The following is a 12064-nucleotide window of genomic DNA, read 5'->3' on the forward strand; positions in this document are numbered from 1 at the left end:
TATGCTTGCATTAGCTTCTTCTACGTTTCATCTCGATCCGTTGATCTACGACCTCGGACTCATTCTCTGTTCCGCGGGAGTTGCAGCACTCATTTTCAAACGTTTAAAACAACCTTTAGTTCTCGGCTACTTAATTGCCGGCTTCCTTGCTGGGTCAAAATTCGATTATTTCCCAACGGTAACCGACATCAAAAGCGTGAAAGTTTGGGCTGAAATCGGGATCATCTTTCTCTTGTTCAGTCTTGGTTTGGAGTTTAGTTTTAAAAAACTTCTTAAAGTTGGCGGAACGGCTTCGGTAACAGCGGGCACGCAAATTGGCGGTATGCTCGTTTTAGGCTATCTCTGCGGAACGGCGCTTGGCTGGAAAACCATGGACAGCATTTTTCTAGCAGCCATGCTTGCCGTTTCATCCACCACAATCATTTTGAAAACATTCGAGGAATTGGGCGTTAAAACCCGACGCTTCGCAGTAAACGTCTTAGGTTCGCTGATTGTACAAGATATTTTGGCCATCATCATTTTAGTACTGCTCAGCACCATAGCCGTAACCCAATCGATTTCTGGAATTGCGCTCGTTACAGTTATTGTAAAACTGGTTTTTTTCTTAACACTTTGGTTCATCACCGGCATCTTCTTTATACCGTCGCTGTTGCGCTATGCCGGCAAATTAATTACCGAAGAAATGCTGTTAATCATTGCCATCGCACTTTGTTTAGTCATGGTAATTTTAGCGGCAAACGTAGGTTTCTCGCCAGCCTTGGGTGCTTTTGTTATGGGTTCTATTATTGCAGAAACCACCAAAGCCGAGCAAATCGAACATTTACTAAAACCCGTTAAGGATCTTTTCGGAGCAGTTTTCTTTGTTTCCGTTGGTATGCTTATCGATCCGGTTACGTTGCAACACTACGCAATACCTGTCCTGATACTTACCTTAGTAACCATATTCGGTCAAAGTATTTTGGCCACTGCCGGTTCGCTGCTTTCGGGAATGCCTCTGAAACAATCCGTTCAAAGTGGCGTGAGCTTTTCACAAATCGGGGAGTTCTCTTTTATTATTGCAACACTCGGTGCCTCGCTTGGCGTTACAAGCGACTTCCTCTACCCGATCATAGTTGCCGTTTCTGCTGTAACAACTTTTACTACTCCTTACCTGATTAAATCGGGAGATCGCGTTGCCTTATTCGCCGAACGTATTTTGCCTCGAAAATGGATTAAAAATATCGAGCGTTACAGCGCAAACGCACAATCGATTCGAGCACAAAAAGATTGGCACATTTTATTGCGAATGTACTTTTTACACATCGCGTTGCATGCCAGTATCATTGTTGCTATCGTTTTGCTTTCCGAGAAATTTATCTTGCCCTTTGCAAAAGACAACAGCAGCCTTCGATTTGTCGTTGCATTGAGTACTTTATTCGCCATAGCTCCTTTTATCTACGCCTTGGGTTGGCACAAAACCTCAGAAATTCAGGTGCAAAACCTACTAAACAACAAACGTTATCGCGGTCCGATTGTCATGATGGTATTGTTCCGATTTTTGTTGTGCGTTTTACTTGTTGGATTTCTTATCGACCATTTCTTTAGCACGCTGTTTGCCATCATTTTATTGGGTGTTTTCATTAGCTTGTATCTACTTTTTCCCAAAAAACTTAAATCGCAATACGCTAAAATCGAACGTCATTTTATTCACAACTTAAATGAACGAGAGATTTATATGCGAAACCGCAGCCGAAGCGACTTAACTCCGTGGGACGGACACATGACCAGTTTCGAAATAGATCCGGCTTCCGATATTTCTGGTAAAACGCTCGAAATATTAAAGTTACGTGAACTTTTCGGCGTGAATATCGCTTACATCAAACGTGCCGATTTCGTAATTCCAACACCCGACAAAAACGAAAAACTATTTCCTGCCGACGAAATTTTTATCATCGGAACAGACGAACAAATTCAGCGGTTCTCTAAATTCCTGGAAGATCACGAAGTACATCCAGCATCGACCATAGCCGATCCGGATATTTCCCTAAATCAGTTTGTACTTAAAAACGAAACGTTTATCGGTAAATCGATACGCGATTCGAAAATCCGAGAAGAAACTTCGGGCATCATCGTTGGTATCGAACGCCGCGGCAACCGCACGTTTAACCCAGAATCGGATATGATTTTGGAGAAAAACGACATTTTATGGATCGTCGGAAACCGTCGTAAGCTAATAGATATGATTGAATCTTATCGCGAATAATTCGGTGCTTCTTTCGTAATCGTTACGTTGTGCGGATGACTTTCGGTAATTCCGCTTGAGGTAATGCGCACAAAACGACCCGTTTTTTGCAAGGTTTCAATGTCTTTGGCGCCGCAGTAGCCCATTCCGGCGCGCAAACCGCCCACAAATTGCTGCATCGATTCGTTTAACTCGCCTTTGTAAGGAACGCGACCCACAATTCCTTCCGGAACCAATTTTTTAATGTCGTCTTCAACATCTTGGAAATACCGATCTTTTGATCCTTCTTGCATCGCTTCAACCGATCCCATACCGCGGTACGACTTGAACTTTCGTCCTTCGAAAATGATGGTTTCGCCTGGCGATTCTTTAGTTCCGGCCAAAAGCGAACCCAACATCACACAAGACGCTCCGGCTGCAATGGCTTTCGGAATGTCTCCAGTGTATCGAATACCACCGTCGGCAATAACGGGAACACCACTTCCTGCAGCGGCAGCAGAGACTTCTAAAACCGCCGAAAATTGCGGATAACCAACGCCGGCAACCACACGTGTAGTACAAATTGAACCCGGACCAATACCCACTTTTATACCGTCGGCGCCGTGCTCAATTAAATATTTGGCTGCTTCGGCTGTGGCAATATTTCCTACCACAACATCCAAACTTGGAAATGCAGCTTTTACGGCTTTCAGAATTTCCACAACGCCTTTGGTGTGTCCGTGCGCCGTATCGATAACAACCGCGTCGACACCGGCTGCTACTAGAGCCGCTGCACGTTGTACCGCATCGGCCGTTACGCCCAAAGCCGCTGCTACGCGGAGTCTGCCAAAGTTGTCTTTATTGGCTATGGGTTTCTGTGTAAGCTTGGTGATATCGCGGAAAGTAATGAGTCCGACGAGCGTATTATCTGCGTTTACAACAGGTAATTTTTCAATTTTGTTGCCTTGTAACACCACTTCGGCTTCTTGCAAAGAGGTGCCTTCGGCTACGGTAATCAAACCTTGCGAAGTCATTACTTCAGATATGGGTCGGCCGTTATCTTTTTCAAACCGTAAATCGCGATTGGTAACGATGCCTTTTAGCTTTTTGTTTTCGTCGACAATTGGAATACCGCCGATTCCGAATTCGCGCATTGCAGCTTTTGCATCGGCCACGGTCGAGTTTTCGGGTAAGGTAACCGGATCGATAATCATGCCCGATTCGGCGCGTTTTACTTTGCGCACTTCGGCGGCTTGCGCTTCGGCAGTCATGTTTTTGTGCAGCACGCCAATACCGCCTTCACGTGCAATTGCAATAGCCATAGCACTTTCGGTAACGGTATCCATCGCTGCGGAAACAACGGGCACATTGAGGGGAATATTTCGCGAAAAATGTGATTTAATACTGACTTCTCTTGGTAAAACCTCCGAAAAATTCGGAACCAGAAGCACATCATCGTACGTTAGACCTTCGGCGATGATTTTTGAAGAATTTGGAAGCATGGCAATTATAGTTGTGTGATAATTGCGTGCAAATATAGTTCAAATCTGCGAGTTTCTGAAACCTAAATAGCTTGCCTTTTCAATCAGTTGTAGCATTATTTGGGCGGCATTTCGCGCTTTTCGTTGCAATACCGCTTTGTTGCGGTGGTTTGGGCAGTGTTTTGCACAGCTTCCGTTGGTCGCTGCGCCAAAAACGCCCGCACACGCCGCCACTTCGGCGTTATTTCCACTGCAATCGCGGCCGCGGCGATCGTTACCAAAGAATTCTTTTTCAGAGACGTATTTTCGCACAAGGGAATGCAACGGAAAGCCGTGCTTTTGAACAGCGATTGAAGCCGCATTTTTTGCAGGCGACCAGCGGAAGCCCAGAAAAAGGTAGGCTGAAACGCTGAGCAAAAGTGCGCCTTGCAGTGAAATGCCCGACCTGCCGCTGCGGTATTTCCACTAATTTTTTGCGGCAGGATGTGCCCAAAAATATTTAACGTGAGTTCGCTGTAAAAATCTTTGTTAGAACGCTTGAATTAAGAAGTTTAAATATTTTACGGAAATCTTTGCTCCGCTATTTTTAATGCTAAACATTTAAACAGTCGCTTACTGCGTTATATTTTTTTGAGATACCTCGGTATCCCAAAGAAAATACGCCTTGTAATCAACTATTTAAATGTTTTCTAACTTTAATTTTTACAGCGAACTCACGTTACCTAGTGATATTGCGTGAAAATCTTCGTGGCTTCGTTGTAGGCGCTTTCGAAGTTAATGGCGTGGAGATGTGAATCGGCTTTTTGTGCGGTGAAATACGACAGCAATTTCTCGGTGGGCATGTTACCCGTGAGTTCGTCTTTAGCCATCGGACAACCGCCAAAGCCTTGAATAGCGCCGTCGAAACGCGTGCAACCGGCGCGATATGCCGCATCGACTTTCTCGAACCACTTATCGGCAGTCGTGTGTAAATGCGCGCCAAACTCGATATCGGGATACAGCGGAATGAGCTTGCCGAAGAGATACGTGATGACTTCGGGCGTCGAACTTCCGATGGTGTCGGACAACGAAATAATTTTGATGCCCAATTGCGCCAACTTCTCCGTCCACTCGCCTACGATCTCCACGCTGTATGGGTCGCCGTACGGATTTCCAAACCCCATAGACAAGTACGCCACAATCGATTTTCGGTGCGTATCGGCTATTTCGCAAATCTCTTGCAAGGTTACGAGCGACTCGGCAATGGTTTTATGGGTGTTTCGCATCTGAAAGTTCTCGGAAATCGAAAACGGGAAACCCAGATAGTTAATTTCGGGATGCGCACTGGCGTCGATGGCTCCTTTGGTATTGGCAATGATGGCCAGTAATTTCGAGGAAGTTTGCGATAAATCGAGCTTAGATAAAACCTCGGCCGTGTCTTGCATTTGCGGAATGGCTTTCGGCGAGACGAAACTTCCGAAATCGATCGTATCGAACCCAACGCGCAAGAGCGCTTGGATGTAATCGACTTTTTTTTGTGTGGGAATAAAGTCTTTGATGCCTTGCATGGCATCGCGCGGACATTCAATGATTTTTACTGGCTTCATCGGGGTCAAAGATAACAATCGTAACGAACTCACGAAATCGTTTTAGTTGGGAATTCGATGTAATATCGCACGATTAATTTCTTTGATGAGCGCCGGACCTTCGTAAATGAAACCGGTGTACAATTGCAGTAAGCTGGCGCCCGCATCGAGTTTTTCTAGGGCGTCATGTGCCGAGTGAATACCGCCAACGGCAATGATTGGAAATGCGCCCTTACTTTTGGTGTGTAAAAAACGTATCACTTCGGTTGATCGTTTGCTGAGCGGTTTTCCGGATAATCCGCCGACTTCAGTGCGGTTTTCGCTTGTTAGCCCGTCGCGAGCAATTGTTGTATTGGTAGCAATTACGCCAGCGATTTGCGTTTGCTGCACAATGTCGATGATGTCTTGTAACTGCTCGTCGGTTAAATCGGGAGCAATTTTTAGGAAGATAGGTTTCGGGTTTATGTGCGCTCTGTTTTCGTCTTGGAGCGTTGCCAATAAATCGGTTAAAGGCTGTTTTTCTTGTAGTTCGCGCAGGTTTGGCGTGTTTGGCGAGCTTACGTTTACGACAAAATAATCGACTACCGGAAAGAGTTTTCGAAAGCAAAGTAGGTAATCGGTTACGGCATCGGCATTGGGTGTGAGTTTATTTTTACCGATGTTTCCGCCAATGAGCACTGATTTGTGTTTTGAGAGCCGATGCGCTACGGCTTCGAGTCCGCCGTTGTTAAAGCCCATGCGATTGATAATGGCTCGATCTTCTTTAAGGCGAAAGAGTCGTGGTTTTGGATTTCCGTCTTGCGGTTTAGGCGTTACGGTTCCTATTTCGATAAATCCGAATCCGAAATTGCCTAATTCGTTAAAAAGTTTGGCGTCTTTATCGAAACCCGCGGCGAGACCAACGGGGTTTGGAAACTGGATTCCGGCGACATTGCGTGCCAAACGAGGATCAGCAACTACGAAGGTGCTTCGGATGAGGTTGGAAACGCCGGGAATGGCATTTAAAAACTTAATGGCTTTGAATGAAAAATGGTGCACGCGCTCGGCATCGAATTGAAAAAGAACGCGACGAATAACTGATTTATACATGGTAGTTGTGTTGCTACAAAGCTAAAAAAAGCTGCGCAAACAAGATACCGCTGGCAGATAAAGTTGCTTGGAAGCTATAAAAGCAGCATTAAAGCGTACAAAACACGGTTGGTATAAAAGAATCGTGAAATTATGTAAGAGCGAACGGCGTTTGTGGCATTAACTTGGTATAAATTTCTAAAAGCATAATTATGAAAACGATACGAATAACGATGTTGCTTGTTTTACTGTTCGGTGGAACGGTATTTTCGCAGGTTCAGGTACAAATTAATGTGGGAACTCCGGCGTGGATTCCACCTACTCCGGTGGCGGTTCAGTATTATTATTTACCGGAAATCAATGTGTATTATGATGCTCCCGCGGCACAATACTTATATGTATCGCGAGGAAATTGGGTGCGTACAAAGGTACTTCCGGCGCGTTACAAGAATTACAATTTTGCTCGTGGCAAGGTAGTTTGTGTGGAGAATTATCGCGGAGACAGACCATATGTGTATTACAAAAAGCAGCATGCTAAACGTCATTATTCCAAAGCGCGTGGTCACAAAAAAGGACATGGGAAGCATAAGGATTAGGGAAAACGGTATTTTTCGGTGTGTTTTGGAAGCTACTTGTGAAGCCAAATTTCTAAAAAATTGATTTAAAGGAACTTATCAAAGCGTTAAAAAAATCCCTGCGTTTACAGGGATTTATTTTTGAAATTAGTTTTGAAAATCGATTTTTTGTCTATATTTGCACTCGCATTACGAAAATGATGCGCTTTTATTGGAGAAATGGCAGAGTGGTCGATTGCGGCAGTCTTGAAAACTGTTGACTGTAACAGGTCCGGGGGTTCGAATCCCTCTTTCTCCGCTTGAAACATTGTAAAGCCCCGTTATTTGGGGCTTTTGCTTTTTAGTTGACAATGTAGTTGACAGTTCTTTGTTTTTTAAGCATCGTTTAAGCATCAATAATCATAATTTTCTAAAAAATAATTTTACATTTACAACAGTGAAATTTTTAACTGTCATATTATCCATTTACATCTTTGCGCTCTCAGCTACGCCTTGCGTGGATATTGAGAGCGATAGTGCAGCGCATAAAACAGTTACTTGTTCATCAGAAAAAGAAAATCATTCCCATAATAGAGAGAATGATTTATGCTCACCGTTTTGTATTTGTAATTGCTGTGCAGGGGTAACACTGACTTATGTTCCAACAATCATTTATGATTTTCCGGTTCAGTTTGAACAAATTCAATCGTCTATTTCAATTTATACCTCAGCTTTACATTCCAATTTCTACGGAAGTATTTGGCAACCACCTCAGATAGTATAATGAAACCCGAGTAATTTCGGGTTAGAAAGTTGTGCGATAGCACGAACAATGGCAAATATCCTATTTGCTTATTTTCTAATTCATTATATATTTTTCAATGTTAGATAAAATTATACAGTTCAGTATAAAGAACAAGTTCGTTATACTACTTTTTACCCTTGTGCTTTTGGCTTGGGGTAGTTATTCCATTAAGCAATTACCGCTTGATGCTTTGCCTGATGTTACCAATAATCAGGTGCAAATTATTACAACCGCACCAACTTTAGCAAGTCAGGAAGTTGAGCAGTTAATTACATATCCATTAGAACAATCTGTAAAAACCATCCCTAAAGTTGTCGAGTTGCGAAGTATTTCACGCTTTGGGCTTTCTGTGGTAACAGTAGTATTCAAAGATGATGTGGATATTTATTGGGCAAGGGAGCAAATTTTCCAAAGAATCAAAGATGCTGAAGAAAACATCCCAAAATATGCCGGTTCACCTGAGTTAGCTCCTATCTCTACCGGACTTGGTGAAATATTCCAATATGATGTTTATGCCAAAAAGGGCTACGAAGATAAATATGATGCTATTAAGCTCAGAACCATTCAGGATTGGATAATCATTCCGCAATTGCAAGGTGTTGAAGGTGTTGCTGAGGTTAGTAGTTGGGGTGGAAAACTAAAGCAATACGAAATTGCAGTAAATCCCAATACGCTTAATAGTCAGGGTGTAACCATAACTGAGATTTTTGATGCTTTGGAAAAAAACAATCAAAATACCGGTGGAGCTTACATAGAAAAAGACCAATATGCTTATTTCATTCGTGGTGTCGGAATGGCTTCAGGGATAAGTGATTTGCAAAACGTGGTTATTAAAAACAGAAACGGTTCACCTGTTTTGGTTCGGGATGTGGCAACAGTTCGTGAAGGTATTGCTTTGCGTTATGGCGCATCAACCAAAGACGGAAAAGGTGAAATAGTTTGTGGATTGGTTCTAATGCTCAAAGGCGAAAACTCAAGCGCAGTGGTTGAGCGAGTAAAAGAGCGTATGAAACAAATCAATAAGAGCTTACCTGAAGGAGTTGTTGCTGAACCATTTATTGACAGAGGTAAATTAGTGGATAATGCCATTGGAACTGTCACCACAAACCTCATTGAAGGAGCATTAATTGTAATATTTGTATTGATTTTATTTCTTGGAAACCTTCGTGCAGGGCTTATCGTTGCTTCAGTAATTCCATTATCAATGCTTTTTGCTGTTATCCTGATGAATTACTTCGGTGTTAGCGGTAATCTAATGAGTTTAGGAGCTATTGATTTCGGAATCATTGTCGATGGTGCAGTAATTATAGTTGAAGCTACTATGCACCATTTATCTAAACTCAAAAGGAAGAAAGAGCTAACACAAACCGAAATGGATAACGAAGTTTATTTATCGGCATCCAAAATCAGGAATAGCGCAGCCTTTGGAGAAATCATCATTCTAATTGTTTATCTGCCAATCTTAGCTTTAGTTGGAACGGAAGGTAAAATGTTTAAACCAATGGCTATGACAGTTGGCTTTGCTGTTATTGGAGCATTTATTTTGTCGTTGACTTATGTACCAATGATGAGTGCAATGTTCTTATCCAAAAACACTGAACATAAAGCCAATTTCAGTGATAGAATGATGACTTGGTTTGAGCGTAAATATACTCCATTGCTCAATAAGGCTTTAGAAATGAAAAGAGCTGTCTTATTGATTTCAGTTGGTTTGTTTGCATTAGCCCTATTTACTTTTCAAAATATGGGTGGTGAATTTATTCCAACAATTGAGGAAGGCGATTTAGCTTTAAATGTTACAATAATGACAGGCAGCTCATTAAGTCAAACGGTAGAAACCACAACCAAATATGAAAAGATTCTAAAGGCGAAATTTCCTGAAATCAAAACCATAGTGGCAAAAATAGGAAGCGGTGAAATTCCAACTGACCCAATGCCTATTGAAAGTGGCGATTTGATTATTGTGTTGAAGGATAAAAGCGAATGGACTTCTGCCGACAATTGGGAAGATTTAGCCAATTTGATGAAAGAGGAAATGGAAGCGATTCCTGGAGCGAACATCGAAGTTTCACAACCAATACAAATGCGCTTCAATGAGCTTATGACCGGAAGCAGGAGTGATGTAGCTATTAAGATTTTCGGTGATGATTTAGAGGTTTTAGAAAATAAAGCCAAAGAACTTACAAGCAAAATTAAATCTATTGAAGGTATTGGCGATTTGAAAGCCGATAAGGTAGCAGGGTTGCCACAAATCACTGTAAAATATGACTACAACAAAATAGCCCTTTACGGATTAAATATTAGCGACATCAATCAAATTATTCGTTCCTCATTTGCCGGAGAAAGCGCAGGGAAAATTTACGAAGAAAACAAACGCTTTGATGTAGTAGTAAGGTTAAACAAAGATAATCGGGCTGATATTTCAGATGTTAGTAATTTATTTATTCCTTTACCAAATGGACAACAAATCCCACTTTCACAAGTAGCATCAATAAGCTATGAGCAGGGAGCTGTTCAGGTTGTGCGTGAAGATGGGAAACGAAGAATCACTGTCGGTTTAAATGTTCGTGGAAGGGATGTTAAAAGCGTAGTTGAAGAAATTCAATCTAAGTTGGATAAAAACTTCAAACTTCCTGCCGGTTACTATATTACTTATGGCGGTCAGTTTGAAAACCTCATCGAAGCTAATAAAAGGCTATCGGTTGCACTTCCTATTGCTTTAGGTTTGATTTTAGTGTTACTGTACTTTACATTCAACAGCATCAAACAATCCCTTTTGATATTTACAGCTATTCCGCTTTCTGCTATTGGTGGTGTTTTTGCATTGTGGCTAAGAGGGATGCCATTTAGCATTTCAGCCGGAATTGGTTTCATTGCTTTGTTTGGTATAGCCGTCTTAAATGGAATTGTGCTTATATCCTATTTCAATCAGCTTAAAACAGAAGGCATCACTGACCCATTGCAAAGAGTTTTAATCGGAACAAAAACAAGGTTACGCCCTGTATTAATGACCGCAGCTGTGGCATCTTTAGGATTTATGCCAATGGCATTATCCACAAGCGGTGGTGCTGAGGTTCAAAAGCCTTTGGCAACAGTTGTAATTGGTGGTTTACTTTCTGCAACACTTTTAACGCTGATTGTATTACCAATACTTTATTTATTATTTGAAACAAAAATCAAAAGAAGAAAAAATATGAAAACTCCAATCATTACAGTTGTGATACTGCTATTGAGTACCTTTTCTTTTGCTCAGAATCCTCAAACAGTAACATTAGAACAGGCTGTTGATTTAGCCAAAAAGAACAATAGCACTTTGAAAATAGCTGATAAGGAAATTGAAAAGCAGAAAGCACTTAAAAAGGGAGCTTTTCAGGCTGACCCTTTACAGATTCAATATCAGGGTGGACAATTCAATAGTGATGCCTATGACCACAATGTATCTGTTCAGCAGTATTTCCCAATAGGGAAAATCACTAAAGCTAACAGGCAGTTACAGGAAGAATTGGCAAACTTGGCAGAAAAGAAAAAAGCACTATCTGAATTTGAGATTGAAAAGGCTGTAACATTGGCTTACTATCAGTATTTATACGGAATTGAATTGCAAAAACTCAACAATGAATTGAATGAGATATATACTAAGTTTCTCAAAAATGCTGAATTGCGTTTTGAAACCGGAGAAAGCGGTAAAATCGAAGTCATCAGTGCCAAAGCCAAAGTAAAGGAAATAGAAACTGCCAAAGCACAGATTGAATATGATTTGGCTATTTATCAGAAACAATTGCAATACTTCGTGCAAAGCGATAATACAATAATCCCCGATACTGCTTCTGCATTGCAATACAAAAACACTTTAGACGGCAATTCAAAGGCAGATGGTTTGGTAAATGATTATTATTCCCAACAGGTTTTACTCAATCAAAAGGAAACGAATGTTTTCAAAGCCCAAAGAACACCAAAGTTAGGATTAGGATATTTTGCCCAAACCATTGACACTAAATCAATGTTTCAGGGATTTACAGCCGGTTTACAGATTCCTTTGTTTGGTGGGGCTAATACAGCCAAAGCCAAAGCATCAGAAATCAACGTTTCACAATCCCAATTGATGTTGGACAGAAATAAACTAACCCTGAAGTTGAAAAAAGAAGAATTGCAAAGCGAATATGACAAACAGAAAAAAGCTCTTGACTACTATCAAAATGAAGGTTTGGAATATGCCAATCAAATCATCAATACAGCCCAAAAAAGCTATGCCAATGGTGATATGAGCTATTGGTCATACATCAGCTTCTTAAATCAGGCTATTGATATAAAGAAACAAAATGCTGAAGCGGTTAATCTTTTCAATCAGAGTGCAATACAGTTGCAGTTTCCATCAATCCTTAACAATTAAT

7 protein-coding genes and 1 tRNA gene are annotated in these 12064 nt (G+C 41.4%); 5 read left to right on the forward strand and 3 right to left on the reverse strand.

Annotation, left to right across the window (positions count from 1 at the left end):
- Position 1: 1 nt before the first annotated feature.
- Positions 2-2242, forward strand: coding sequence for a cation:proton antiporter (locus ACOVQQ_RS11670; protein ID WP_421818350.1), 2241 nt, complete (start codon positions 2-4; stop codon positions 2240-2242).
- Here the strand turns inward: ACOVQQ_RS11670 and guaB are convergent.
- The 3 genes from guaB to ACOVQQ_RS11685 all read right to left on the reverse strand — a co-directional run bounded on the left by guaB (position 2230) and on the right by ACOVQQ_RS11685 (position 6335).
- Complete coding sequence (gene guaB / locus ACOVQQ_RS11675) at positions 2230-3702, reverse strand: IMP dehydrogenase (RefSeq protein WP_094485569.1); 1473 nt, start codon at positions 3700-3702, stop codon at positions 2230-2232. The genes ACOVQQ_RS11670 and guaB overlap by 13 nt on opposite strands.
- A 701-nt stretch (positions 3703-4403) precedes the next feature.
- Positions 4404-5267, reverse strand: a complete 864-nt coding sequence (locus tag ACOVQQ_RS11680) for a hydroxymethylglutaryl-CoA lyase (RefSeq protein ID WP_421818351.1) — start codon at positions 5265-5267, stop codon at positions 4404-4406.
- A 42-nt stretch (positions 5268-5309) separates the two neighbouring features.
- Positions 5310-6335, reverse strand: coding sequence for a quinone-dependent dihydroorotate dehydrogenase (locus tag ACOVQQ_RS11685; RefSeq protein WP_421818352.1), 1026 nt, complete (start codon positions 6333-6335; stop codon positions 5310-5312).
- A 191-nt stretch (positions 6336-6526) separates the two neighbouring features.
- On the opposite strand from ACOVQQ_RS11685, the gene ACOVQQ_RS11690 reads away from it, so the two are divergent.
- From ACOVQQ_RS11690 to ACOVQQ_RS11705, 4 genes are all read left to right on the forward strand, one after another.
- On the forward strand, positions 6527-6910 hold the full coding sequence (locus ACOVQQ_RS11690; RefSeq protein ID WP_421818353.1) for a hypothetical protein: 384 nt from the start codon (positions 6527-6529) through the stop codon (positions 6908-6910).
- A gap of 192 nt (positions 6911-7102) precedes the next feature.
- Positions 7103-7187: transfer RNA gene (locus ACOVQQ_RS11695), tRNA-Ser, on the forward strand.
- A gap of 138 nt (positions 7188-7325) precedes the next feature.
- A complete protein-coding gene (locus ACOVQQ_RS11700) occupies positions 7326-7652 on the forward strand; it encodes a DUF6660 family protein (protein WP_421818354.1) in 327 nt (108 codons plus the stop codon).
- 97 nt (positions 7653-7749) lie between these two features.
- The gene (locus ACOVQQ_RS11705) at positions 7750-12063 is read left to right on the forward strand and encodes a CusA/CzcA family heavy metal efflux RND transporter (RefSeq protein WP_421818355.1); all 4314 of its coding nucleotides are present in this window, start codon (positions 7750-7752) and stop codon (positions 12061-12063) included.
- Position 12064 lies beyond the last annotated feature (1 nt).

Source organism: Flavobacterium sp. (genome assembly GCF_049240005.1).
GTDB lineage: Bacteria > Bacteroidota > Bacteroidia > Flavobacteriales > Flavobacteriaceae > Flavobacterium.

Coding starts and splice junctions, on each gene's coding strand:
- guaB (WP_094485569.1), bottom strand. CDS start 3,702: ATGCTTCCAAATTCTTCAAAAATCATCGCCGAAGGTCTAACGTACGAT.
- ACOVQQ_RS11690 (WP_421818353.1), top strand. CDS start 6,527: ATGAAAACGATACGAATAACGATGTTGCTTGTTTTACTGTTCGGTGGA.
- ACOVQQ_RS11670 (WP_421818350.1), top strand. CDS start 2: ATGCTTGCATTAGCTTCTTCTACGTTTCATCTCGATCCGTTGATCTAC.
- ACOVQQ_RS11705 (WP_421818355.1), top strand. CDS start 7,750: ATGTTAGATAAAATTATACAGTTCAGTATAAAGAACAAGTTCGTTATA.
- ACOVQQ_RS11685 (WP_421818352.1), bottom strand. CDS start 6,335: ATGTATAAATCAGTTATTCGTCGCGTTCTTTTTCAATTCGATGCCGAG.
- ACOVQQ_RS11680 (WP_421818351.1), bottom strand. CDS start 5,267: ATGAAGCCAGTAAAAATCATTGAATGTCCGCGCGATGCCATGCAAGGC.